18 protein-coding genes and 1 other RNA gene are annotated in these 24,334 nt (G+C 67.1%); 9 read left to right on the top strand and 10 right to left on the bottom strand.

Annotated elements, in window-relative coordinates; translation table 11 throughout:
- Positions 1–6 precede the first annotated feature (6 nt).
- Genes pheA through gyrA form a run of 3 tightly spaced genes read right to left on the bottom strand, consistent with a single transcriptional unit; the run spans position 7 to position 4,872 of the window.
- Positions 7–1,092, bottom strand: a complete 1,086-nt coding sequence (gene pheA / locus H0523_RS16735) for a prephenate dehydratase (RefSeq protein ID WP_054429489.1) — start codon at positions 1,090–1,092, stop codon at positions 7–9.
- Positions 1,085–2,215: a 3-phosphoserine/phosphohydroxythreonine transaminase gene (gene serC / locus H0523_RS16730; RefSeq protein WP_054429490.1), complete on the bottom strand. Its 1,131-nt coding sequence runs from the start codon at positions 2,213–2,215 to the stop codon at positions 1,085–1,087. The genes pheA and serC overlap by 8 nt, the downstream gene beginning before the upstream one ends.
- On the bottom strand, positions 2,215–4,872 hold the full coding sequence (gyrA, locus tag H0523_RS16725) for a DNA gyrase subunit A (protein ID WP_054429491.1): 2,658 nt from the start codon (positions 4,870–4,872) through the stop codon (positions 2,215–2,217). The genes serC and gyrA overlap by 1 nt, the downstream gene beginning before the upstream one ends.
- Positions 4,873–5,285: 413 nt before the next feature.
- Between gyrA and ompA the strand changes: the two genes are divergently transcribed.
- From ompA to ssrA, 5 genes are all read left to right on the top strand, one after another.
- On the top strand, positions 5,286–5,879 hold the full coding sequence (gene ompA / locus H0523_RS16720; protein ID WP_054429492.1) for an outer membrane protein OmpA: 594 nt from the start codon (positions 5,286–5,288) through the stop codon (positions 5,877–5,879).
- 142 nt (positions 5,880–6,021) lie between these two features.
- On the top strand, positions 6,022–6,750 hold the full coding sequence (gene ubiG / locus H0523_RS16715) for a bifunctional 2-polyprenyl-6-hydroxyphenol methylase/3-demethylubiquinol 3-O-methyltransferase UbiG (RefSeq protein WP_054429493.1): 729 nt from the start codon (positions 6,022–6,024) through the stop codon (positions 6,748–6,750).
- On the top strand, positions 6,747–7,421 hold the full coding sequence (locus H0523_RS16710) for an HAD-IA family hydrolase (protein WP_054429494.1): 675 nt from the start codon (positions 6,747–6,749) through the stop codon (positions 7,419–7,421). The genes ubiG and H0523_RS16710 overlap by 4 nt, the downstream gene beginning before the upstream one ends.
- 380 nt (positions 7,422–7,801) lie before the next feature.
- Positions 7,802–8,977, top strand: a complete 1,176-nt coding sequence (locus tag H0523_RS16705) for an MFS transporter (protein ID WP_054429495.1) — start codon at positions 7,802–7,804, stop codon at positions 8,975–8,977.
- A gap of 90 nt (positions 8,978–9,067) precedes the next feature.
- Positions 9,068–9,456: a transfer-messenger RNA gene (gene ssrA, locus H0523_RS16700) on the top strand.
- A gap of 151 nt (positions 9,457–9,607) precedes the next feature.
- Here the strand turns inward: ssrA and H0523_RS16695 are convergent.
- The 5 genes from H0523_RS16695 to H0523_RS16675 all read right to left on the bottom strand — a co-directional run bounded on the left by H0523_RS16695 (position 9,608) and on the right by H0523_RS16675 (position 13,909).
- On the bottom strand, positions 9,608–9,973 hold the full coding sequence (locus tag H0523_RS16695; RefSeq protein ID WP_054429496.1) for a hypothetical protein: 366 nt from the start codon (positions 9,971–9,973) through the stop codon (positions 9,608–9,610).
- Between the two features lie 115 nt (positions 9,974–10,088).
- Positions 10,089–10,982: a cation diffusion facilitator family transporter gene (locus tag H0523_RS16690; protein WP_054429497.1), complete on the bottom strand. Its 894-nt coding sequence runs from the start codon at positions 10,980–10,982 to the stop codon at positions 10,089–10,091.
- Positions 10,983–11,239: 257 nt separating this feature from the next.
- Positions 11,240–11,653 carry a YidB family protein gene (locus H0523_RS16685; protein WP_054429498.1) on the bottom strand — a complete coding sequence of 138 codons (414 nt, stop codon included), beginning with the start codon at positions 11,651–11,653 and terminating at the stop codon, positions 11,240–11,242.
- A gap of 109 nt (positions 11,654–11,762) precedes the next feature.
- Positions 11,763–12,992: a lytic murein transglycosylase gene (locus H0523_RS16680; RefSeq protein WP_054429499.1), complete on the bottom strand. Its 1,230-nt coding sequence runs from the start codon at positions 12,990–12,992 to the stop codon at positions 11,763–11,765.
- Positions 12,989–13,909, bottom strand: coding sequence for a ferritin-like domain-containing protein (locus tag H0523_RS16675; protein WP_054429500.1), 921 nt, complete (start codon positions 13,907–13,909; stop codon positions 12,989–12,991). The genes H0523_RS16680 and H0523_RS16675 overlap by 4 nt, the downstream gene beginning before the upstream one ends.
- A gap of 106 nt (positions 13,910–14,015) precedes the next feature.
- Here H0523_RS16675 and H0523_RS16670 point away from each other — a divergent pair, with 106 nt between their 5' ends.
- Complete coding sequence (locus tag H0523_RS16670; RefSeq protein WP_054429501.1) at positions 14,016–15,155, top strand: GNAT family N-acetyltransferase; 1,140 nt, start codon at positions 14,016–14,018, stop codon at positions 15,153–15,155.
- Positions 15,156–15,159: 4 nt separating this feature from the next.
- Here the strand turns inward: H0523_RS16670 and H0523_RS16665 are convergent, their stop codons facing one another.
- Positions 15,160–15,630, bottom strand: coding sequence for a cyanophycin metabolism-associated DUF1854 family protein (locus H0523_RS16665; protein WP_054429502.1), 471 nt, complete (start codon positions 15,628–15,630; stop codon positions 15,160–15,162).
- Between the two features lie 14 nt (positions 15,631–15,644).
- Positions 15,645–17,930, bottom strand: a complete 2,286-nt coding sequence (locus tag H0523_RS16660) for a cyanophycin metabolism-associated ABC transporter (protein ID WP_180180095.1) — start codon at positions 17,928–17,930, stop codon at positions 15,645–15,647.
- Positions 17,931–18,190: 260 nt separating this feature from the next.
- Here H0523_RS16660 and cphA (H0523_RS16655) point away from each other — a divergent pair, with 260 nt between their 5' ends.
- The 3 genes from cphA (H0523_RS16655) (at position 18,191) to H0523_RS16645 (ending at position 24,314) form a co-directional block, all read left to right on the top strand.
- The gene (gene cphA, locus H0523_RS16655) at positions 18,191–20,806 is read left to right on the top strand and encodes a cyanophycin synthetase (protein WP_054429504.1); all 2,616 of its coding nucleotides are present in this window, start codon (positions 18,191–18,193) and stop codon (positions 20,804–20,806) included.
- A 62-nt stretch (positions 20,807–20,868) separates the two neighbouring features.
- Entirely contained in the window at positions 20,869–23,439 is a 2,571-nt protein-coding gene (gene cphA, locus H0523_RS16650) for a cyanophycin synthetase (RefSeq protein WP_054429505.1), read from the top strand.
- 674 nt (positions 23,440–24,113) lie between these two features.
- Complete coding sequence (locus H0523_RS16645) at positions 24,114–24,314, top strand: CsbD family protein (RefSeq protein WP_006393596.1); 201 nt, start codon at positions 24,114–24,116, stop codon at positions 24,312–24,314.
- Positions 24,315–24,334: the final 20 nt, after the last annotated feature.

Below are 24,334 nucleotides of genomic sequence, written 5' to 3'. Positions count from 1 at the left end.
GAGGACTCACGGCGCCGGGTAGGAACCCAGCACTTTCAGGTAGGCGACCTGCGCCCGCAGGGTATCCAGGGCGAGCGCGACATTCGGATCGTTGCGATGTCCCAGGACATCGACGTAGAAATAGTATTCCCACTCGCCGGTGCGGGCCGGGCGGGATTCGAAGCGCGTCATCGACACGCCGTTGGCCGCCAGCGGCGCCAGCATCTCGTAGACGGCGCCGGCGCGGTTGGGGACAGCCAGGATCAGGCTGGTCTTGTCCTTGCCGCTGACCAGCGGCTCGATATTGCCGATGGCCAGGAAACGCGTGCGGTTGTGCGGATCGTCCTGGATGCCGGCGCTGACGACCTGCAGGTTCCAGGCCGGCGCGGCCACTTCGCCGGCGATCGCGGCGATGGCCGGATCGGACGCGGCCAGGCGCGCCGCCTCGGAATTGCTGGCCGCGGCCACGCGCTCCAGGTCGGGGTAGTTGCGCGTCAGCCAGCCCTGGCACTGGGCCAGCGCCTGCGGATGCGCGGAAATCGTCTTGATGCCGTCCATCTTGCCGGACTGCGACATCAGGCAATGGCGGATCACCAGCGAACGCTCGCCCAGGATGCGCAGCGGCGTGTTCAGCAGCAGGTCCAGGCTGCGGTTGACCGCGCCTTCGGTGGAGTTCTCGACCGGCACCATGCCGACATCGGCCTGCCCCGCCTCGACGGCGCGGAAGACTTCATCGAACGACACGCACGGCAGCTTCTGCACCGCGTGGCCGAAATGCTCCAGCGCGGCCTGCTCGGAAAACGAGCCTTGCGGGCCCAGGTAGGCGACGGTCATGCCGCGCTCCAGGCCACGGCAGGCCGAGATGATCTCGGTCCAGACCGAGGCCACGCCGGCCGCCGGAAACGGACCGGGATTGAGTTGCTGCAGGCGCCGGATCACTTCGGCTTCACGTTCGGGACGCAGCACCGGGCCGTCGGCGTGGGCGGCGTGCTTGACCTCGCCGACTTCCTGCGCGGCGCGGGCGCGCTGCGACAGGAGGTCCAGGATCTGAGCATCGAGCGCGTCGATGCGGTCGCGCAGGGGGCGCAGCTTGCGCTGCAGATCGTCATCCATAGCGGCGCTCGAATTCCTTCAGGTACTCGACCAGCGCGGCCACGGCGGCCAGCGGCACGGCGTTGTAGATCGAGGCGCGCATGCCGCCCACGCTCTTGTGGCCCTTGAGCTGCGTCAGGCCGGCGGCATCGGCGCCTTGCAGGAAGGCGTCGTTGAGCGACTCGTCGCGCAGCACGAACGGCACGTTCATGCGCGAACGCACGGGCGCGTGGATCGGATTGCGGTAGAAACTGGTGCTGTCGAGGTAGCCGTAAAGCAGCTCGGCCTTGGCCTTGTTGGCCGCTTCCATGCCGGCCACGCCGCCATTGGCCTTGACCCACTTGAACACCAGGCCGGCGATGTAGATCGCGAAGGTCGGCGGCGTGTTGTAGCGCGAATGCTCGGCGGCCACGTTGGCGTAGTCGAACGCCGACGGGCAGATCGGCAGCGCGTGGCCGATCAGGTCGCGGCGGGTGATGGCCATGGTCACGCCGGCCGGGCCGGCGTTCTTCTGGGCGCCCGCGTACATCATGCCGCAGCGGCTCACGTCCATCGGACGCGACAGGAAATGCGAGGAAGCGTCGATCACCAGCGGCACGTCGGGCGCGCCGAGCGCGGCCGTGTCGGGCCAATCCATGAATTCGACGCCGCCGATGGTTTCGTTGCTGCACAGGTGTAGATAGGCCGATTCCTTGCGCACCTTCCAGGTGTCGACCGGCGGCACCCAGGTGAACGGCGCCTGCTCGCGGCCGTCCAGCTGCGTCGCCTGACCGCTGGTGGCCGCGACCTGCGCGTCACCGTAGCGGCCGGCTTCCTTGTAGGAGCGCGACGACCAGTGGCCGGTCACGACGAAGTCGGCCGCCGGCGTGCCGCGCCGCCCCATGAGATTCATGGGAACGATGGCGTTCTCCCCGGAACCTCCGCCCTGCATGAACATCACCGCGTAGTCCGGAGACAGGCCGAGCAGATCGCGCAGGTCGCTTTCCGCTTCGTCGCAGATCTGCACGAAGTGCTTGCCGCGATGGCTCATTTCCATCACGGACATGCCACTGCCGTGCCAGTCCAGCATTTCCGCAGCGGCTTGCTGCAGTACCACCTCGGGCAAGGCCGAGGGGCCTGCCGAGAAGTTCCAGGGGCGGGCCATTATTGCTCCGTAGGTTCCGTCGAATCCGTTGCAGCGGCGTCGCCGTTGCCCTCTTCCTGGCCGTCGTCCAGGTCTTCGCTGTCATCGTCCGCATCGCTTTCGACAACGCGGCGCACGCCGGACAGCGAGCTGCCGTCGTCGACGTTGATGAGGGTGACGCCTTGCGTGGCGCGGCCCATTTCGCGGATTTCCGCGACCCGGGTGCGCACCAGCACGCCGCCGGTGGTGATCAGCATGATTTCATCCGAAGGCATCACCAGCACGGCGCCGACCACCTTGCCGTTGCGCGAGCTGGTCTGGATGGCGATCATGCCCTTGGTGCCGCGGCCATGGCGCGTGTACTCGGTGATCGGGGTGCGCTTGCCGTAGCCGTTTTCGGTGGCCGTCAGCACGCTCTGCGTTTCATCCCCGGCCACCAGCAGCGCGATCACGTTCTGCGTGTCCTCGAGCATCATGCCGCGCACGCCGCGGGCGTTGCGGCCCATCGGGCGCACGTCGTTCTCGTCGAAGCGCACGGCCTTGCCGGCATCCGAGAACAGCATGACGTCGTGCTTGCCGTCGGTGAGGTCGGCGCCGATCAGGTAGTCGCCATCGTCCAGGTCGACCGCGATGATGCCGGCCTTGCGCGGGTTGGAGAAGTCGGACAGCGGGGTCTTCTTGACCGTGCCGCGCGAGGTCGCCATGAAGACGTAGTGGTCTTCGCTGAATTCCTTGACCGGCAGCACCACCGTGATCTTCTCGCCTTCGGCCAGCGGGAACATGTTGACGATCGGCTTGCCGCGCGAATTGCGCGTGCCTTGCGGCACTTCCCAGACCTTGAGCCAGTAGACCCGGCCGCGGTTCGAGAAGCACAGCAGGAAGTCATGCGTGTTGGCGATGAACAGCTGGTCGATCCAGTCGTTTTCCTTCATCGCGGTGGCCTGCTTGCCGCGGCCGCCGCGCTTCTGCGAACGGTACTCGGACAGCGGCTGGCTCTTGATGTAGCCGCCGTGCGACAGCGTCACGACCATGTCGGTGGGCGTGATCAGGTCTTCGGTGTCGAGTTCGGTCGCGTTCAGCTCGATGTCCGAGCGGCGCGTGTCCTTGGCGCCGGTCGAGAACTCGGCCTTGATGGCCTGCAGCTCTTCGCCGATGATGGTCGTGATGCGCTCGGGACGGGCCAGGATGTCCAGCAGGTCGGCGATGGCGGACATGACGTCCTTGTATTCGCCGACGATCTTGTCCTGCTCCAGGCCGGTCAGGCGCTGCAGGCGCATGTTCAGGATTTCCTGGGCCTGGGTGTCGCTCAGGCGGTACAGGCCGTCGCCCTGCAGGCCGAACTCGGCGCCCAGGTCGTCCGGACGGAAGGCCGCGCGGCCTCCCGGCGTGTCGCCGTCCGCGCGCGACAGCATTTCGCGCACGAGCGAGGAATCCCACGACTTGGCCATCAGTTCCTGGCGCGCGACGGGAGGCGTCGGCGCGGCCTTGATGATGGCGATGAAGTCGTCGATGTTGGCCAGCGCCACGGCCAGGCCTTCCAGCACGTGGCCGCGTTCGCGGGCCTTGCGCAGCTGGAACACCGTGCGGCGCGTCACCACTTCGCGACGATGCTGCAGGAAGTAGTCGATCATCTGCTTCAGGTTGAGCAGGCGGGGCTGGCCGTCGACCAGCGCCACCAGGTTCATCCCGAAGGTGTCCTGCAGCTGCGTGTTCTTGTAGAGGTTGTTCAGCACCACCTCGGGCACTTCGCCGCGCTTGAGCTCGATCACCAGGCGCATGCCGTCCTTGTCGGACTCGTCGCGGATGTCGGAGATGCCTTCGATCTTCTTGTCGTTGACCAGCTCGGCGATGCGTTCCTGCAGCGTCTTCTTGTTGACCTGGTAGGGAATCGCGTCGACCACGATGGCCTGGCGGTTGCCCTTCTCCATGTCCTCGAAGTGGGTCTTGGCGCGCATGATGACGCGGCCGCGACCGGTGCGATAGCCTTCGCGCACGCCGGACATGCCGTAGATGATGCCGCCCGTGGGGAAGTCCGGCGCCGGGATGATCTCCATGAGTTCATCGACCGTGCACGCAGGATTGCGCAGGCAGTACAGGCAGCCGTCGACCACTTCCTGGAGGTTGTGGGGCGGAATGTTGGTGGCCATGCCGACGGCGATGCCCGAGCTGCCGTTGACCAGCAGGTTCGGCAGGCGCGAGGGCAGCAGCAGCGGCTCTTGCTCGCTGCCGTCGTAGTTGGGGCCGAAGTCGACCGTTTCCTGGTCGATGTCCGCGAGCAGCTCGTGGGCGATCTTGGCCAGGCGGATTTCGGTGTAACGCATCGCCGCGGCATTGTCGCCGTCGATGGAGCCGAAGTTGCCCTGGCCGTCGACCAGCATGTAGCGCATGGAGAAATCCTGCGCCATGCGGACGATGGTGTCGTAGACGGACTGGTCGCCGTGGGGGTGGTACTTACCGATGACGTCCCCGACGATACGCGCGGACTTCTTATAGGCGCGGTTCCAGTCGTTGTTGAGCTCGTGCATCGCGTAGAGCACGCGCCGGTGGACGGGCTTGAGCCCGTCCCGCACATCCGGTAGCGCCCGCCCGACAATCACGCTCATCGCGTAATCGAGGTAACTGCGGCGCATCTCTTCTTCCAGCGATACCGGAAGCGTCTCCTTGGCAAAGGAATCCATATATATAACGACAGAATCGTGTAAGGAGGAACCCGGGCCGGGTAAACAGGAAATTCTATCATTCGATTGGGGTCGCGGCCCCAAGGGCCCCGCCCCGCCATCGGCGCGGGCCTTGAAGCGGATGTCGGCGGCAAGCGGCACCGGCGCGTCCGCCATCGTCCGGGGAGCCTGTTGCCAAAAACCAACATGGCAAACGGATGGAGCGCGGAAAACGTCATATCCAGCACCAATGCGCCTCTCCAGGGAAGCCAAAGCCCCCCAAATGCCTTAAGATTGTTTCCAGCACGCAGGAAACCCAGTAGCTATTCCTTTGAACCAGCTCTTGGCGTTGCTATACTGGCCCCGTTTTCCTGATATGCGGCGGGGGTTCGCTGCGAGTCACTTATCCAGCTTCAAGCTCAACGAGGAGAAACATGAACAAACCCTCCAAATTCGCTCTGGCGCTCGCCTTCGCCGCCGTCACGGCCTCGGGTGTAGCCTCGGCCCAGACCTATCCCCAGACGGTGGACAACTGGCGCAATCCGTTCGGTAACGTTTGGAAAAACGGTACGAACGAACTGTGCTGGCGCGATGCGTTCTGGACCCCGGCCACCGGCATCCCCGGCTGCGACGGCGTTCCGGTTGCTCAACAGAAGGCGAAGCCGGCCCCGATGGCGGCCAAGGTCGTGTTCAACGCTGACACGTTCTTCGACTTCGACAAGTCGACCCTGAAGCCCGAAGGCCGTCAGCTGCTGGACCAAGTCGCCCAGCAAGCTCGCGGTATCGAGCTGGAAACGATCATCGCCGTCGGCCACACCGACTCGATCGGTACGGACGCCTACAACCAGAAGCTGTCCGAGCGCCGTGCCGCTTCGGTCAAGGCCTACCTGGTCAGCAAGGGCATCGATCCGAACCGTATCTACACGGAAGGCAAGGGTAAGAAGAACCCGATCGCTTCCAACAAGACGAAGGAAGGCCGCGCCCAGAACCGTCGCGTTGAAATCGAAATCGTGGGTAGCCGCAAGTAATTGCCGGACTAGCTACAATAAAGGGCCTCGCATAGCGAGGCCCTTTTTTTCGCCCGGCTTGCACCAATCCGGTGCAAACGCTCCGGCGCCCACGGGCGCCGCCGACTCTCTATATATAGAGCCGTCTTATGCTGGACCGCCCATGAGCACCCAAACCCACGATTCCGCCCAAGCCACCGTCAACGCCGACCAGGCCGAACTGGACAAGTTCGGTGCGTTGGCCAGCCGCTGGTGGGACCCCGAAAGCGAATTCAAGCCCCTGCACGCCATCAACCCCCTGCGCCTGGAATGGATCCAGGAAAGCGTGGGCAGCCTGGCCGGCAAGAAGGTGCTGGACGTCGGCTGCGGCGGCGGCATCCTGTCGGAAGCCATGGCCCGCGCCGGCGCCGACGTCACCGGCATCGACCTGGCCGACAAATCGCTCAAGATCGCCAAGCTGCATGGGCTGGAATCGGGCGTGAAGGTCGAATACCGCAAGGTGCCGGTGGAACAGCTGGCGGCCGAGCAGCCCGGCCAGTACGACGTGGTGACCTGCATGGAAATGCTGGAGCACGTGCCGGACCCCGCCTCCATCGTGCGCGCCTGCGCGGCGCTGACCAAGCCGGGCGGCTGGGTGTTCTTCTCGACCCTGAACCGCAATCCCAAGGCGTTCCTGTTCGCCATCATCGGCGCCGAATACGTGCTGCGCCTGCTGCCGCGCGGCACCCACACCTACGACATGTTCATCAAGCCGAGCGAACTGGCCTCGTCCGCGCGCGGCGCCGGCCTGGAGCCGGTCGGCATGCGCGGCATGGAATACAACCCGATCACCCAGATCTACTCGCTGACGTCCGACACCTCGGTCAACTACCTGATGGCTACCCGCAAATGAGCGCCCTGATCCTGTTTGACTTCGACGGCACGCTGGCCGACACCGCCCCCGACCTGGCCGCTGCCGCCAACCAGCAACGCACCCGCCGCGGGCTGGAAACCCTGCCCTACGAGACGCTGCGTCCGGTCGCCTCGCAGGGCGCGCGCGGCCTGCTGCGCGTCGCGCTCGGCCTGAAGCCAGGCGACGACGAATACGAGCCGACCCGCCTGCAATTCCTGGAAGACTACGCCGCCAGCTCCACCGTCCACAGCAAGCTGTTCCCCGGCATCGAGGCGCTGCTGGCCGACATCCGCCAGCGCGGCCTGTCCTGGGGCATCGTGACCAACAAGGTCACCTACCTGACGCTGCCGATCGTCGAGCACCTGAACCTGACCCGCGACAGCGCCGTGCTGGTCTGCGGCGACACCACCGCCCACGCCAAGCCGCACCCGCTGCCGCTGCAGCACGCCGCGCGCGAGGCCGGCTTCGCCACCGACCGCTGCGTCTACGTCGGCGACGACCTGCGCGACATCCAGGCCGCGCACGCGGCCGGCATGCCGGCGGTTGCCGCCGCCTATGGCTATGTCGGCGAAGAAGACAACATCAGCACCTGGGAAGCCGAAACCTGCGCCAACACGCCGGCCGAACTGTGGACAGCGATCGAGCCGCTGCTGCCGCGCGATCTGCTTTGATACGCCGTCATCGGCGCCGATCTCCCGCGACCCGCATCGCCGCCCTGCCGACGGCGCACGGTCCGGGATGACAAGGGTTCGGTCGGATTAGTTGATCTGACCGAACAATTTATCCGGTGAAAAAGGGTTTATCCCTAGGCGCCGGTGAATTAAAGTACGTTTCATGCAAGGCAATCCGGGTGCCTCCCGATTGCCTTTCCCGGCTCATGCCGGGCGCCGCGCGGCGATGCCCGCACGGCGACTCTCGTTACGCATCGATGGCTTGCCGCCCTCATGCGCCCGCGCGCCGACGTCTCCCCGGCGCGCAACCTAGACCTTTTAGACCATTCATCCGCCCACCGCGCATTGCCTCCCGGCTTCGCGCGTACCTGGAATTGCCCATGCTTTTGCCCATCCTGCTACTTTCGGCCGCTGGTTTCACCATCCTGACCACCGAATTCCTGATCGTCGGCCTGCTGCCCAGCCTGGCCCGCGACCTCGACGTCACGGTTTCCCAGGCCGGCCTGCTGGTGTCGCTATTCGCCTTCACCGTGGCCGCCACCGGTCCCCTGCTGACCGCGCTGATGGCCAACATCGAGCGCAAGCGCCTGTTCATCAGCGTGCTGGTGCTGTTCGGCCTGTCCAACGCCCTGGCGGCGGCGGCGCCGAACATCTGGGTCATGGCGGTCGCCCGCTTCGTGCCGGCTCTGGCATTGCCGGTGTTCTGGTCGCTGGCCAGCGCCACCGCGGTGGAACTGGTGGGCCCGGCCCGCGCCGGCCGCGCCATCTCGATGGTGGCGTTCGGCATCGTCGCCGCCACGGTATTCGGCATCCCCATCGGCGTGCTGATCTCGGACGCCTTCGGCTGGCGCGCGGCCTTCGGCGTGCTGTCGGTGGTGGCGTTCGCCAAGGCCCTGTTGCTGCTGCTGGCCTTCCCCAGCACCCGCATCCGCGCCGAAAGCGTCAAGTTGGTGACGCAGCTGCGCATCCTGCGCAACCCCATCGTGGTGGGCCACGTGCTGCTGTCGCTGCTGGTGTTCACCGGCATGTTCACCGCCTACACCTACCTGGCGGACATGCTGGAACGCCTGGCCGGTTTCAATGGCCAGATCGTTGGCTGGACCATGATGGCGTTCGGCGCCGTCGGCCTGATCGGCAACACCCTGGGCGGCCGCATGGTCGACCGCAGCCCGCTGGGCGCCACCGCGCTGTTCTCGTCGCTGATGGCGGTCGGCCTGGCGTTCGTCGCGCCGGTGATGCAGTCGCACGGCCTGCTGGCCGTGGCGCTGACGATCTGGGGCATCGCCCAGGCGGCGCTATTCATCGTCTGCCACGTGCGCCTGATGAAATCGGCGCCCGAGGCCCCCGCCTTCGCCGCTTCGCTCAACATTTCGGGCGCCAACATCGGCATCGGCCTGGGCGCGGTGGTCGGCGGCCGCGTCATCGACCAGTACGGCCTGGCGTCGCTGGGCTGGGCCGCTGCGGTGATCGTGGCGGTGTCCGTCGCGCTGGCGTTCGTGCTGATGGCGGCCTCGCGCGCACGCCCCGCCGGCAAGGCGGCCTGCGCCAACGCCTGAGCTCACATTGCGGCATCCGCGCCACGCCCGGGCGGGCGGGCGCGGAAACGCAGCGGACTATCGCGTTTACCAGTACAATAGAAAGTTCTTGGGGCCGATCCGGATTCGACGTGGGTCGCGAAACAACTCAGGGCATGCCGAGCACCAGTACGCTCGTTAAACCACTGGAACACTACAAACGCCAACGACGAGCGTTTCGCTCTCGCCGCTTAAGCGGTGAGCCGCTGCACTGATCTGTCCTTGGGTCAGGCGGAGGAAGGCAACTTCCTAGGGGGGCAACCCTCGAACCGCAGCAGCGACATTCACAAGGAATCGGTTCGCGCTGGGGTCACACGGCTCGGATTTAAATTACGTGAATCGCTCTGGTCCGGCCTGTCGGTTGGCTAAGTCCAGGGTTAAAACCAAATAAATCGACTACGCATGTAGAACTGGTTGCGGAGGGCTTGCGGACGGGGGTTCAATTCCCCCCGGCTCCACCAAATTTCCGCCATAGCGCCAAATGGCCGACCTTTACGGGTCGGCCATTTTTTTTGCCGTGGGCGCTACCCGCTCTTTACGGTCACGGGTGCTTTGCATCCGTCACAGGGCGGGACGGGCACAGGTCTTTGATGCGAAGAGCCGGCGCCGGCGTCAGTCTTGCGCAAGTCGCTTGCGCAGGGCCTTGTATTGACGGAATTCCCTGGCGCAGAGATGGCCGACCACAATGCTGGGCAACAAGGCAATCAGGGTGGTGAGGCTTTGGCCACAACACGTGGCGAAGCTCTCTTTGCCACGCATCGCCGCGATGACGTTGGCAGCGACGCAGCCAACCAGCAATGCGCCGACTGCGTAGGCGAGGATGCTCCCGGCGTTGAGCCAGGGCCGGCCGACCAGCTTGTTGACGAGCCACTGAAACGCCAGGGCCACCGCAAGCGCCAAGAAGGACACCGTCCATAGAACAACAATCGCGACATCCGCATCACGCCCCACAGCCGCATCCTCCGAAAGCGATGTCATTTCATAGCATGCTCGCCTGAGGTCCGGGGACAACGCGGGTGCGCTTATCAGACTGATTCGAGCGCTAACCGATAACGCCTATGGCCCACGGCCCGCCGCTATCGTCACACCGCGCTCAGTGGATATGCTCCTGCCCGGAACGATCCGAACGCTCCACCTGCAGCGTCGTGTGATGCAGGTCGAAGCCGTCCTGCAGGCGTCGCTCGATCTCCAGCCGGACGGTCTCGCCGTCGGCGCCCGCGGCCAGCACCACGTGGCCGGTCAGGAGCGGCTGCTTCTGCGTGATCGCCCACAGGTGGATGTCATGCACGCTGGCGACGCCGTCAGTGCCGGCGATGGCGTCGCGCACCGCGCTCAGGCTCATGCCGGGCGGCACGCCTTCGAGCAGCAGGTTGATGCATTCGCGCAGCAGCACCCAGGTGCGCGGGAACACCATGAATCCGATGGCCACGGCCAACGCCGAATCGACCCAGCGCCAGCCGGTCAGCCAGATGATCACGGCCCCCGCGATGACGGCGACCGAACCCAGCATGTCGGCCCAGACTTCGAGATAGGCGCCTTTCACGTTCAGGCTGTCGTCCTTGGAACCGGCCAGCAGCCGCATCGACACCAGATTGATCACCAGCCCGGCGATGGCCACGGCCAGCATGCCGGCGGACTGGATATCCGGCGGCGCCTCGAGACGGCGCCAGGCTTCGTACAGGATGTAGAACGCCACGCCCAGCAGCACCAGCGCGTTGACCGCGGCCGCCAGGATCTCGAAGCGCGCATAACCGTAAGTGCGCATCAGGTCGGCGGCCTTGCGGCCCGCGCGGATCGCGATCAGCGCCAGCAGCAGCGCGATAGCGTCGGTCATCATGTGCATGGCGTCGGAGATCAACGCCAGACTGCCGGTCCACAGGCCCCCGACGATCTCCACCACCATGAAGGTGCTGGTCAGCCCGAACGCGATCCACAGGCGGGATTCGGGCAGCGCCCGCACGTCGGCGTGCTCATGGCCGCCGCTCATGCCCGTCCCCGCGAAATGATCGCGACGCGGGCGCGGATGGGGTGGCTTTCCAGCAGTCTTTTCGGCGAATCCATGGCGCGACGCTCCGGGTGATGGGGGGCGGCACCGTGGCGGGGGTGCCATGGCCGTATGAGAAAGCCTGAAGTGACTATAAGGTCAAGCGATAGAAGACCCGCGGCGGCCCGGCCGCCGGCAGGCGGCGGCGGGCGAGGGATTGAAGCCGCGGGCGCGTCAGGGGGGAGACCCCTTGGCCGGATTCAGCCGCGATTGCCGAACAGGCCCGACAGCGAGGCCAGCAGGTCGGTGGGGTTGAACGACTGGCCGGGCTGCACCGTGCCTTCCGGGGTGGCCTTGTCGATCAGCTGCGGCAGCAGCGAAGACAGCGAGCCCAGCACCGAGCCGGTGTCCTGGCCGGTCTTGGCGGCCAGTTCGTTAACCACGCCGGGGTCCAGCACCTGGCCGAGCTGGTCGGCGCTGACCGGCAGGTTCTGGCCCTTGCCGATCCACGACGCGACGATCTCGCCCAGGCCGCCCTGCTGGAAGCTGGCGATCAGGCCGGACAGGCCGCCCGGGTATTTGCCCAGTTGTTCAATCAGGGCGGGCAGCAGCGAGGCGGAGCCTCCTTGCTGGCCGCCGCCGGCCATCGAGGCCAAGGTATCCAATAGACTCATCGCCGTACTCCAGGAAAATCGGAAATCCAGTATAGGCCCGTGACGGCGCCGATGTGCTCATCCAAAGGTCGGCAACCGGCGATCTTTGCAAAGCTTGTCGTTCCGGCCTTCAGCCCGCGCCGCGCGGGGCTGGCGAGGCCAGGGGAGCCTGGGAGGCCTTGAGGGCTTTCAACGCCTTCTGGCCGGCGCGGCCGTCGGCGGGCAGGCCGAGTTCGCGCTGCGCTGCGCGCAGGGCTTCACGGGTGCGCTCGCCGATCATGCCATCGGGTTCGCCCAGCTCATAGCCGCGGGCAATCAGCAGCCGCTGCAATTCGCGCCGCTCGGCGCGCGACAGCCCCGGATCGTCGGTCGGCCAGGCCTGCGCCAGCGGGCCGCCGCCGCGCAGGCGGTCGGACAGGTGCGCAATCGCCAGCGCATAGCTTTCGGCGGCGTTGTAGGAATACAGCGCATCGAAATTACGCGTCACCAGGAACGCCGGCCCCTTGGGACCGGCCGGCAGCAGCAGGCCGACAGGCGTATCGCCCGCGGGCAACGGCTTGCCGTCGGCGCGGGTCAACCCCTGGCCGCGCCAGAAGGACAGCGGACGCTTGTTCTTGCGTCCCGCGCCGGCGGTGTTCGCGCCCGCCGGCAGGATCACCTCGTAGCCCCAGTCCAGGCCGCTGTTCCAGCCGGCGCGCTTGAGGAAGTTGGCGGTGGAGGCGAGCGCGTCGGGCACGCTGTCGATGAGGTCGCGGCGGCCATCGCCGTCGAAATCGACCGCCAACCGCAGATAGGTCGACGGCATGAACTGGGTCTGGCCGAACGCCCCCGCCCAGGAACCCTTGAGCTTGTCGGGGTCGATGCGCTCGTCCTGCACGATCTTGAGCGCGGCGAAGAACTCGCCGCGGAAATACGCCTGGCGGCGCCCGAAGCAGGACAGCGTCGACAGCGAGGTCAGCAGCGGCCGCCCGCCCAGCGTGCGGCCATAATTGCTCTCCACGCCCCACACGGCCGCGATGGTGGCCGGGTCCACGCCGTAGCGCGCGGCGGCGCGGTCCAGTTCGGCGCGCCAGCGCTCGATGCCCGCCTTGCCGTCGGCGACGCGCTCGTCGTCGACCAGCGCCGCCATGTAGTCCCAGATCGGCGTCTTGAATTCGGGCTGCGCATCCAGCAGGCCGATCACCGCCATGTCGGGCGACAGGCTGGCGGTATGCCGGTCGAACGTGGCGCCCGACACGCCCGCCTTGGCGGCGGGGGCGCGCAATCCGGCCAGACAACCGGCGAAGGCGTCGGCGGCGTGCGCGGCGGGCGCGGACAACGCCAGCATGGCGGCCAGGGGAACGGCGTGGCGAAAGGTCATCGAGAAAGCGCTCCTGCGGATGCGTTGGCCGCGCCGCCATCGGGGCGGCGCTGGCTGTCTTCGGCTTCGCCCGTGACGGCGCGTTTGTCGAGCAAGGCGGCCAGTTCGGCCTCGTCGAAACCCGCCGCGCGGCGCGCTTCCATGTTGAAGGGGCCGCGCAGCCGCGGCGCGTTGTAGCGGCTGGCCAGCTCGGCGTAGCAGGCGACCGGCTCCCTGCCCTGCTCGGCGCACAACCGCTTGTACCAGTAGTTGCCGATCGCCACGTGGCCGATCTCGTCGCGCAGGATGATGTCGACGATGGCCGCGCTCTGCGCGTCGCCGGCGCCGGCCAGCTTGTTGCGGATCAACGGCGACGCATCCAGGCCGCGCGCCTCCAGAGTGCGCGGCACCAGCGCCAGCCGCGCCAACAGGTCGTCGCATGTGCGTTCGGCCATGTCCCACAGGCCGTTGTGGCCGGGAAAGTCGCCATAGGCATGGCCCAGCTCGGCCAGCCGCCGATTGAGCAGATCGAAATGCGCGGCCTCTTCGCGCGCCACGCGCAACCAGTCGCGGTAGAACGCGTCCGGCATGCCGGCGAAGCGCCAGAGGATGTCCAGCGCCAGGTTCACCGCGTTGAATTCGATATGCGCCAGCGCGTGCAGCAGCGCCGCGCGGCCTTCCTGGGTCGCCATGGAACGCTGCGGCACCTCGGCCGGCGCCACCAGCACGGGCGCGGCGGGGCGCCCCGGCAATCCGCCTGGCGCCGCGTAACGCCGCGCGCCATCCAGCGGGGCGTCGTCGCCAATGGCGCGCACCCGCGCCAGCTTGTCGGCCCAGCCGGTGGCGGCCAGCGCGCGCAGGGCCTGGGCGCGCAGACAGGGCGTGCCGGATTGGTCCGGACCGTTCCCGTCCGCGGGAAGGATCGAATTGCTGTCCATGAGGATTTCCGGTGCGGGGCGGAACGACGCCGCCCGCAAGACAATAACCATGCGCGGTCATCCCGCGCCGCGCGTCATGCGCCAGCGAAGACTTTATCATTCGTCCATGGATTCGCCGCTCCGCCTGACCATCGAAACCGACCTGTCGCGCATCGACGCCCGCCAATGGGATGCGCTGGCCGGCGACCAGCCGTTCCTGCGGCACGCCTTCCTGCACGCGCTGCACGACACCGGCTGCGCCGCGCCGCGCACCGGCTGGTCGCCGCATTACCTGATGCTGTGGCGCGGCGACGATCTGGCCGGGGCGGTGCCGCTCTACCTGAAATCGCATTCACGCGGCGAGTACGTGTTCGACTACGCCTGGGCCGACGCCTTCGAACGCCACGGCCTGCGCTACTACCCCAAGCTGCTGGCGGCGGTGCCGTTCACCCCGGTCTCGGGCCCGCGCCTGCTGGCCGCCAGCGATGAAGACCGCGACACGCTGGTGCGCGGGCTGGTCGCCTTTGCCGAAGAGATCCAGGTGTCGTCGCTGCATCTGCTGTTTCCGGCCACGGCAGACCTGCGAGCGCTGCGCGAGGCTGGTTTCATGGTGCGCGAAAGCGTGCAGTTCCATTGGACCAATCCAGGCTACGCCGACTTCGACGCCTTCCTGGCGACGATGAGCCACGACAAGCGCAAGAAGATCCGCCAGGACCGCAAGAAGGTGGCGCAGGCCGGGCTGGCGTTCCGCTGGCTGCGCGGCGCGCAGATCGACGCCGCCGACCTCGATTTTTTCTATCAGTGCTATTGCCACACCTATTTCAACCACGGCAATCCGCCCTACCTGAGCCGCGAGTTCTTCCTGCGCGCCTACCGCGACCAGCCCGACGCCTTCGTGCTGATCCTGGCCGAGCGCGACGGCCAGCCGGTGGCGGCGGCCCTCAACCTGGCGGGCGGCGACACGCTGTACGGACGCTATTGGGGCGCGACGGAATATGTGCCGGGGCTGCACTTCGAGACCTGCTACCTGCAGGCCATCGCCTACTGCATCGCCCATGGCATGGCGCGGTTCGAGGGCGGCGCGCAAGGGGAACACAAAATGGCGCGCGGGCTGCTGCCCACGCCCACCTGGTCGGCGCACTGGGTCGCCGACCCGCGCTTCGCGGCCGCGATCCAGCATTTTCTCGATGAGGAAACCGCCGCGGTGGATGACTACCTGGGCGAGCTCGAGGCGCACACGCCGTTCAAGCGCGCGGCCCCGGACTGACCGGTCAGAGGAAACGGTCCAGCAACTTGCGGCTGTGCTTGTCGAGCGACAGGATGTCGCGCACCAGGTAGAAGATGCCGTGGCTGTCGGCGATCAGCAGCGTCTGCGGGCTCAGGCGGCGGATGTCCTCTTCGCCGCGCAGCGTGAAACTGGTGGCGCCCCGATCGGTCTCCACCTTCCAGATGCTGGGGGTAGCGAAGGTGGACACGCTGGCCAGCTTGCGGATCTCGGGCATGAATTCGCGCCCGGCCAGTTCCTCTTCGATCAGCGCGCGTTCGGCGGCGGGCACCTCGGCCAGCCGTTCGATCCACAGCAGCTCGCGGCCTTCGCTGGTCACCAGCGACAGCCCGCGATCGGCCTCGCTGATCGGAAAGGCCCGCACCGGGATCACGCCTTCGTGCGCGACACCGTCGGCACCCTGGAACACCAAACGCCCGAACGCATTGCGTCGCAGCTGGAAAACGGGAAGCGTCATGACGGTTATCTCGCTCAGGCCACGGCGGCCATGTCTTCGCTGCCGGAGGACTGCGCGTCCGCCTCGTTCTGGCGCGCCTGCGCCTGGTACAGCCGGTAGTAGGCGCCTTCACGCGCCATCAGTTCTTCGTGCGGGCCCTGCTCCACGATCTGGCCGCGGTCCAGCACCACCAGCCGGTCGGCCTTGCGCAAGGTGCTCAGGCGGTGGGCGATGGCGATGGTGGTGCGGCCGCGCACCAGGTTGTCGAGCGCCTTCTGGATTTCCTTCTCGGTGGTGGTGTCGACCGACGAGGTGGCTTCGTCCAGGATCAGGATGCGCGGGTCGATCAGCAGCGCGCGCGCGATCGAGATGCGCTGGCGCTCGCCGCCGGACAGCGCCTGGCCGCGTTCGCCCACCAGCGAATCGTAGCCATGCGGCAGGCGCAGGATGAATTCATGCGCATGGGCGGCGCGGGCCGCGGCCACGATCTCGTCGCGGGTGGCGTCCGGCTTGCCGTAGGCGATGTTCTCGGCGATGGTGCCGAAGAACAGGAAGGGCTCCTGCAGCACCAGCCCGATGTTGCGGCGGTAGTCGGCCACCCGCACCGAGCGGATGTCGGCGCCGTCCACCAGGATCGCGCCTTCCGACACGTCGTAGAAGCGGCAGATCAGGTTGATCAGGGTGCTCTTGCCCGAGCCGCTGTGGCCCACCAGGCCGATCATCTCGCCAGGGGCGATGCTCAGGTCCAGGCCACGGATGACCTGGCGGTTGCCGTAGCGGAAGCCGACGTCGCGCAATTCGATGCGGCCGTTGATCTGCGGCAGCTTGGCCGGGTTCTGCGGCTCGGGCACGCTGGAGACGTGGTCCAGGATGTCGAAGAAGCGCTTGGCGCCGGCGGCCGCCTTCTGCGTCACCGACACGATGCGGCTCATCGAATCCAGCCGCGTATAGAAGCGCCCGATGTAGGCCAGGAACGCCGCCAGCACACCGACCGTGATCTGCTTCTGCGAGACCTGCCAGATGCCGAAGATCCACACCACCAGCAGCCCGATCTCGGTCAGCAGCGTGACCGTGGGCGAGAACAGCGACCAGGTGGTGTTGACCCGGTCGTTCACTTCCAGGTTGCGGTTGTTGGCCTCGCGGAAACGCGCCACTTCGCGCTTTTCCTGGGCGAAGGCCTTGACCACGCGGATGCCGGGAATGGTGTCGGCCAGCACGTTGGTGATCTCCGACCAGATGCGGTCGACCTTCTCGAAGCCATGGCGCAGCCGGTCGCGCACCGCGTGGATCATCCAGATAATGAACGGCAGCGGCACCAGCGTGACCAGCGCCAGCCAGGGATTGATCGACACCAGGATCACCGCGGTCATGGTGATCATCAGGATGTCATTGGCGAAGTCCAGCAGGTGCAGCGACAGGAACACGCAGATGCGGTCGGTCTCGCTGCCGATGCGGGAAATCAGGTCGCCGGTGCGCTTGCCGCCGAAATACTCCAGCGACAGCTGCTGCAGGTGCTCATAGGTAGTGGTGCGCAGGTCGGCGCCGATGCGCTCGCTGACCCAGGCCAGGATGTAGGTCCGCGCCCAGCCCAGGCCCCACGCCAGGATGGCGGAGCCGAGCAGCCCGCCCAGGTACAGGCGGACCTTGCTGTAGTCGATGGGCGCGCCGTTCTGGAACGGAATCAGCACGTCGTCCATCAGCGGCATGGTCAGGTACGGCGGCACCAGGGTCGCCGCGGTGCCCAGCAGGGTCAGCAGAAAGCCGGCCAGCAAGGGGCCGCGATACGGCCGCGCGAAGCGCCACAGGCGCAGCAGCGCCCAGGTGGTCGACGGCGCCGCCTGTTCCTGGTTACAGACCGGGCATTCATCCTGGCCGGCCGGAATGGCGTTGTTGCAGATGGTGCACTGGCGTTCGCCCGCCTCGGCTTCCGGCTGGCCGGACAGGCGGATCGCCTGCTGCGCCTCGAACTGGCCCAGCAGCCGCAGCGCGGCCGGATTGCAGGCCAGCGTGAAGCGCCAGATACCCAGCCGCGCGGTATCGTCGTGCAACTCCAGCACGGCGGCGCCGGCGTGGTCGGAAAGATTCAGGGACAGTTGGGGACCGTAAGCCCAGGATTCCCAGCCGGTATCGGCCGCATTGCGGGCGATCAGGCGGTGATCGGTGACGGCGACCAGGCCGGGCTGGAACTTCAGCCGCTGATCCAGGTCTATTTCAACCCAGGCCAGCAGGGTCTCATCCTGCGCCAGTTCTGCGCGGATTTCATCCCGCCAGCGGGCAGGAAAGGCTTCGGCTAGGCCGGAAAGCAGGTGTGGTTTTTTCATTAGAACGCATACCGGGCCAGGACTCTGCCCTACAAGGCGGCGACGGCATGCCAACCCCAGGCTGGCAACGTGTCCCTTCCTTACAACACAACGAGTTCACGCCTTTGAAGGCGTCGTATAGTATCAGCCGATTTTTCTAATTAGGAATATCTGGGATCCCCCACTCGTTGGCATTATTCTTAAGGCGCAACCCCAATAAATTCGCGGTCTTGCATAGGGGCGTCCGCGCGTGCCAACCTGCTTCTCAAGTAAATTAAAACATGAAAAAGAAAGACATTGAATTTCTCGATGTCGTGGCTTTGCGCGGCCCGAACATTTGGACGTACCGTCCGGTACTTGAGGCGTGGGTGGATATCGGCGAACTGGAGGACTATCCCTCCAACACGATCCCCGGCTTCTACGAGCGCCTGACCGCCTGGCTGCCGACCCTGATCGAGCATCGCTGCAGCCCGGGCGTGCGGGGCGGCTTCCTGTCCCGCGTCAAGGAAGGCACCTGGCCCGGCCACATCCTCGAGCATGTCACCCTTGAGCTGCAGAACCTGGCCGGCCTGCGCGGCGGCTTCGGCAAAGCCCGTGAAACCTCCACCCGCGGCGTCTATAAAGTCGTCGTGCGCGCCTGGCAGGAACAGGTCACCCGCACCGCCTTGAACGAAGGCCGCGACCTGGTCATGGCCGCCATCGAGGACCGCCCCTTCGACGTCGACGCCGCCGTGGCGCGCCTGCGCCGGCTGGTCGACAAGCACTGCCTGGGTCCCAGCACCGCCTGCATCGTGGATGCCGCCGACGACCGCGACATCCCCTACATCCGCCTGTTCGAAGGCAACCTGGTGCAGTTCGGCTACGGCTCGCGCCAGCGCCGCATCTGGACGGCCGAGACCGACCGCACCAGCGCCATCGCCGAAGGCATTTCGCGCGACAAGGACCTGACCAAGGAACTGCTCTCGACCTGCGGCGTGCCCGTGCCCGAGGGCCGCCTGGTCGACAGCGAGGACGACGCCTGGTCGGCCGCCGAGGACATCGGCCTGCCGGTGGTGGTCAAGCCGTATGACGGCAACCACGGCCGCGGCGTGTTCACCAACCTGACCACGCGCGAAGAAGTCATTTCCGCCTACCGCGTCGCCGTCGACGAAGGCAGCGGCGTCATCGTCGAACGCTTCGTGCTGGGCAACGAGCACCGCTTGCTGGTGGTGGGCGACCGCATGGTGGCCGCGGCCGCCGGCGAGCCGGCCTGGGTCACGGGCGACGGCAAGTCCACCCTCACCGAACTGATCGACAACCAGATCAACACCGACCCGCGCCGCGGCCGCACCGAAAACCATCCGCTCAATCCGGTGCGCCTGGATTCGGCCGCGCGCCTGGAGATCGCCCGCCAGGGCCTGACGGAAGACAGCGTGCCGGCCGAGGGCCAGCGCGTGCTGGTGCAGCGCAGCGGCAACGTCGCCTTCGACGTCACCGACCGCGTGCACCCGAGCGTCGCCGCCACCGTCACCCTGGCCGCCCGCGTGGTCGGCCTGGACATCGCCGGCGTCGACCTGGTGGCCGAGGACATCTCGCGCCCGCTCGATGAGCAGCGCGGCGCCATCGTCGAAGTCAACGCCGGCCCCGGCCTGCTGATGCACCTGAAGCCGGCCGACGGCACCCCGCGTCCGGTCGGCCACGCCATCGTCGATCATCTGTTCCCCGAAGGCGACGCCGGCCGCATTCCCATCGTCGGCGTCACCGGCACCAACGGCAAGACCGTGGTCGCGCGCCTGGTCGCGCGCCTCTTGCACCTGTCGGGCAAGCGCACCGGCCTGGCCTGCAGCGAGGGCCTGTACCTCGACCGCCGCCTGGTGCAGAAGGGCGACCGCGCCGATTTCGCATCCGGCACCCGCGTGCTGATGAACCGCAACGTCGATGCCGCCGTCATCGAGAACGACAGCGGCGTGATCCTGGGCCAGGGCCTGGCCTACGACCGCTGCCAGGTCGGCGTGGTCACCAACATCGACGACGCCGACCATCTCGGCGACTTCGACATCAACGAGACGGAGCGCATGTTCAATGTGTTCCGCACCCAGGTCGACGTCGTTCTGCCGACCGGCGCCGCCGTGCTCAACGCGCGCGATCCGCGCGTGGTGGAAATGGCCGAGCTGTCCGACGGCGCCGTGATCTTCTTCGGCATCGACCCCGCCCTGCCCGCCATCACCGCCCACCTGCAACAGGACGGCCGCGCGGTCTTCGTGCGCGACGGCGCCATCGTGCTGGCGCAGGGCGCGCGCGAGGAACGCCTGGCCGACGTCGCCGCGATTCCGCTCACGCACGGCGGCCGCGTCGCCTTCCAGGTCGAGAACGTATTGGCCGCCGTTGGCGCCGCCTGGGCGCTCGACATTCCGGTCGAACTGATCCGCGCCGGCATCGAGACCTTCGACATCGACCAGGCCGATGCGCCCTGGCAGTTCACGCTGTTCGAACGCAACGGCAGCACCGTGGTGGTGGACGACGTCCACAACGCCTCCGCGCTGCGTCCGCTGATCACCGCCATCGACCAGTTCCCGTCGACCACCCGCGCCGCCGTGTATTCGGCCGGCGCCGACCGCCGCGACGCCGACCTGATCGAACAGGGCAAGCTGCTGGGCGACGCTTTCGACCGCGTGGTGCTGTACGACGACACCACCGTCACCAGCAAGCGCCCCGCCGGCCAGGCGCGCGCGCTGCTGCGCCAGGGCCTGGAGCAAGGCAGCCGCGTCAAGCAGATCCTGGACGAACCGGACCATGGCAAGGCCATCGAGAGCCAGCTCGCCGGCATCGCGGCGGGCGACTTCGTCCTGCTGCAATCCGACGAGGCCTTCTCCGGCCCCACCATCGATCTCGTCCGCCGCTGGATCCAGCAACACTGACATCATCGCGCGCGCCGCGGCGACCCGCCGCGGCGCGCGCAAGCTAGACAGGAATACCTGCCATGGAAGTTTCCCGTATCCGAGCGCTGCGCGGCCCCAACCTGTGGAGCAAGAACACGGCGATCGAGGCCATCGTGTCGTGCGCCGACGCCGAATGCTCGATCGACAACCTGCCCGACTTCGAAGCCCGCCTGCGCGCGCGCCTGCCGCAGACCGGCCTGCTGCGCCCCGAAGGCCACCAGGGCGCGGTCTCGATCGCGCACGTGCTGCAGATCGTCTCGCTGACGCTGCAGGCTTACGCCGGCTGCCCCGTCACGTTCGGCCGCGCCTCCCCCACCACCGAACCCGGCGTGTTCCAGGTCGTGGTGGAATACAGCGAGGAAGAAGTCGGCCGTCTCGCCATGGACCTGGCGCAGCAGCTGGTGCAGGCCGCGCTGGACGACACCCCGTTCGATCTGGCCGACGCCCTCAAGCGCCTGCGTGAACTGGACGAGGACGTGCGCCTCGGCCCCAGCACCGGCTCCATCGTCAACGCCGCCACCGTCCGCAACATTCCCTACCGCCGCCTGACGCAAGGCAGCATGGTGCAGTTCGGCTGGGGCAGCAAGCAACGCCGCATCCAGGCCGCCGAAACCGACCTGACCAGCGCCATCTCCGAATCGATCGCGCAGGACAAGGACCTGACCAAGATGCTGCTGGACGCCGCCGGGGTGCCGGTGCCGCTGGGCCGCTCGGTCACCACCGCCGAAGACGCCTGGGCCGCGGCCCAGGAGCTGGGCGGCCCGGTCGTGGTCAAGCCGCGCGACGGCAGCCAGGGCCGCGGCGTCGCGGTCAACATCGAAACGCGCGAACGTGTGATCCAGGCCTTCGAAGTGGCCGAGGAGATCAGCTCCGAGGTCATCGTCGAACGCTACATTCCGGGCCACGACTTCCGCCTGCTGGTGGTGGGCGGCACGCTGGTCGCCGCCTCGCGCCGCGATCCGCCGCAGGTTACCGGCGACGGCGTGCAGACCATCCGCCAGCTGGTCGACCAGGTCAACGCCGACCCGCTACGCGGCGACGGCCACGCCACCTCGCTGACCAAGATCCGCTTCGACGACATCGCCCTGGCCACGCTGAAAAAGCAGGGCTTCGACGCCGATTCCGTGCCGCCTCCCGGCACCCTGATCTTCCTGCGCAACAACGCCAACCTCAGCACCGGCGGCTCGGCCACCGACGTGACCGATGAAGTGCACCCCGAGATGGCGGCGCGCGCGGTGTCCGCGGCCCGCATGATCGGCCTGGACATCTGCGGCGTCGACGTGGTGGCCGAAAGCGTGCACTACCCGCTCGAGGAGCAGAACGGCGGCGTGGTCGAAGTGAACGCCGCGCCCGGCCTGCGCATGCACCTGAATCCCTCGTTCGGCAAGGGCCGCGCCGTGGGCGAGGCCATCATCGCCAACATGTACGCCGACGGCGACGACGGCCGCATTCCGGTGGTGGCAGTGGCCGGCACCAACGGCAAGACCACCACGGTGCGCCTGACCGCCCACATCCTGGGCGTGGCCGGCAACCGCGTCGGCATGACCAACTCGGACGGCGTCTACGTCGACAACCTGCGCATCGACACCGGCGACTGCAGCGGCCCGCGCAGCGCCCGCAGCGTGCTGATGCACCCGGACGTGGACGCCGCCGTGTTCGAGACCGCGCGCGGCGGCATCCTGCGCGAGGGCCTGGCCTTCGACCGCTGCAACGTCGCCATCGTCACCAACATCGGCATGGGCGATCACCTCGGGCTGGGCTACATCAGCACCGTCGAGGACCTGGCCGTGGTCAAGCGCGTGATCGTGCAGCACGTGCATCCGAGCGGCACCGCCGTGCTCAACGCCGCCGATCCCATCGTGGCGGAGATGGCTTCCAGCTGCCCCGGCTCGATCACCTACTTCGCCGAGGACCGCAACCACCCGGTCATGGCGACGCACCGCGCCCAGGGCCTGCGCGTGGTCTACCGCGATGGCGACGCCATCGTCGCGGCCCAGGGCAGCGAGGAAACCCGCTTCCCGCTGGCCGAGATCCCGCTCACGCGCAACGGCACCATCGTGTTCCAGGTCGAGAACGCCATGGCCTCCATCGCCGCGGCCTGGGCGCTGAACCTGCACTGGAGCATCGTGCGCCGCGGCCTGTCGACCTTCATCAACGACGCCCAGACCGCGCCCGGCCGCTTCAACGTGTTCGACTATCGCGGCGCCACCGTGATCGCCGACTACGGCCACAATCCCGATGCGATCCTGGCGCTGGTGCGCGCGGTCGACGCCATGCCCGCCAAGCGCCGCTCGGTGGTCATCAGCGGCGCCGGCGACCGCCGCGACGAAGACATCCGCATGCAGACCGAGATCCTCGGCGGCGCCTTCGACGACGTGCTGCTGTACCAGGACCAATGCCAGCGCGGCCGCGAAGATGGCGAAGTGCTGGCGCTGCTGCAGCAAGGCCTGGTCAACGCCAGCCGCACCCGCCACATCGAAGAGATCCACGGCGAGTTCCTGGCGATCGACACGGCGTTGGCGCGCCTGCAGGCGGGCGACCTGTGCCTGATCCTGGTGGACCAAGTTGAAGAGGCGCTGGAACACATCGCCCAACGCATCCGCGAAAGCTGATCCCGATCAGGGAATCGCATGCGAACGGGGCGCGAAAGCGCCCCGTTTCTTTTGCATGGCGGCAACTGTCAGCACGCCACGGCGGGCCGCCGCCCCCCGTCCGGACCAGACGCGGGATCGTATCGCCAGCCCCTAGCCGTGCGACGCCGCGGCGGGCGCCGCGGCCTGATAGCGATCCGTCACATGGGTGCATCCCAGCGCCGCCATCGCGGCCAGCGCCAGCAGGATCGTGCCGAGGAATCGTTGCGTCATGCCTGCCCTCTCCGTTGTGTGATGCCGCCAGACCCCGGGCCATCGACCCGGGTAAGGAAACTGTCCCGACTATACCGGCGCGACGGCCCCGCAGCCAGCGCCGGATGTCTGCCGCATCGGCGCCGCGCCTCGCTGCGTTTTGCAGGGGAATCCCGTGTAGGTCCCGTTACCAGCCCCGCTCAAAAGGGCTCAATACGTTGCTCAGATGTAACTCCCGCTCTTGGTACGCCTGCGCTACCCCTCGTCGAAGGAAGCGCGATTTGCCCCGTCCCCGGCAGTTACATTTACCCACAGCGTTCTTTGACAGGGCTCGCGGCGGACCTGTACCTTGAACTCAAGCTGATCAGTGCCCAACTCAACCGCGAATGCAGAGCTTATCGGCCATAAGCCGCTGCGTTTGCCACTAACGAAGAGAGGTCACCATGAACAACGACATCATCGCTGGCAAGTGGAAGCAACTGTCCGGCAAGGCCAAAGCGGCCTGGGGTGAACTCACCGACGACGAGTTGACCCGTACGGAAGGCAATGCCGAACGCCTCGCTGGCCTGATCCAGGAGCGCTACGGCAAGACCAAGGAACAGGCCCAGAAGGAAGTCCGGGATTTCTTTGACCGCAATCCCTGATTCCAACGCCACCAGGAGAA

The sequence above is a fragment of the Achromobacter insuavis genome, assembly GCF_902859645.1.
Classification (GTDB): Bacteria; Pseudomonadota; Gammaproteobacteria; order Burkholderiales; family Burkholderiaceae_B; genus Achromobacter; species Achromobacter insuavis.
The sequence above is the reverse complement of the archived record's forward strand: the minus strand, read 5'-3'. Positions and strand labels throughout refer to the sequence as shown.

Coding starts and splice junctions, on each gene's coding strand:
- pheA (WP_054429489.1), bottom strand. CDS start 1,092: ATGGATGACGATCTGCAGCGCAAGCTGCGCCCCCTGCGCGACCGCATC.
- serC (WP_054429490.1), bottom strand. CDS start 2,215: ATGGCCCGCCCCTGGAACTTCTCGGCAGGCCCCTCGGCCTTGCCCGAG.
- gyrA (WP_054429491.1), bottom strand. CDS start 4,872: ATGGATTCCTTTGCCAAGGAGACGCTTCCGGTATCGCTGGAAGAAGAG.
- ompA (WP_054429492.1), top strand. CDS start 5,286: ATGAACAAACCCTCCAAATTCGCTCTGGCGCTCGCCTTCGCCGCCGTC.
- ubiG (WP_054429493.1), top strand. CDS start 6,022: ATGAGCACCCAAACCCACGATTCCGCCCAAGCCACCGTCAACGCCGAC.
- H0523_RS16710 (WP_054429494.1), top strand. CDS start 6,747: ATGAGCGCCCTGATCCTGTTTGACTTCGACGGCACGCTGGCCGACACC.
- H0523_RS16705 (WP_054429495.1), top strand. CDS start 7,802: ATGCTTTTGCCCATCCTGCTACTTTCGGCCGCTGGTTTCACCATCCTG.
- H0523_RS16695 (WP_054429496.1), bottom strand. CDS start 9,973: ATGACATCGCTTTCGGAGGATGCGGCTGTGGGGCGTGATGCGGATGTC.
- H0523_RS16690 (WP_054429497.1), bottom strand. CDS start 10,982: ATGAGCGGCGGCCATGAGCACGCCGACGTGCGGGCGCTGCCCGAATCC.
- H0523_RS16685 (WP_054429498.1), bottom strand. CDS start 11,653: ATGAGTCTATTGGATACCTTGGCCTCGATGGCCGGCGGCGGCCAGCAA.
- H0523_RS16680 (WP_054429499.1), bottom strand. CDS start 12,992: ATGACCTTTCGCCACGCCGTTCCCCTGGCCGCCATGCTGGCGTTGTCC.
- H0523_RS16675 (WP_054429500.1), bottom strand. CDS start 13,909: ATGGACAGCAATTCGATCCTTCCCGCGGACGGGAACGGTCCGGACCAA.
- H0523_RS16670 (WP_054429501.1), top strand. CDS start 14,016: ATGGATTCGCCGCTCCGCCTGACCATCGAAACCGACCTGTCGCGCATC.
- H0523_RS16665 (WP_054429502.1), bottom strand. CDS start 15,630: ATGACGCTTCCCGTTTTCCAGCTGCGACGCAATGCGTTCGGGCGTTTG.
- H0523_RS16660 (WP_180180095.1), bottom strand. CDS start 17,930: ATGAAAAAACCACACCTGCTTTCCGGCCTAGCCGAAGCCTTTCCTGCC.
- cphA (WP_054429504.1), top strand. CDS start 18,191: ATGAAAAAGAAAGACATTGAATTTCTCGATGTCGTGGCTTTGCGCGGC.
- cphA (WP_054429505.1), top strand. CDS start 20,869: ATGGAAGTTTCCCGTATCCGAGCGCTGCGCGGCCCCAACCTGTGGAGC.
- H0523_RS16645 (WP_006393596.1), top strand. CDS start 24,114: ATGAACAACGACATCATCGCTGGCAAGTGGAAGCAACTGTCCGGCAAG.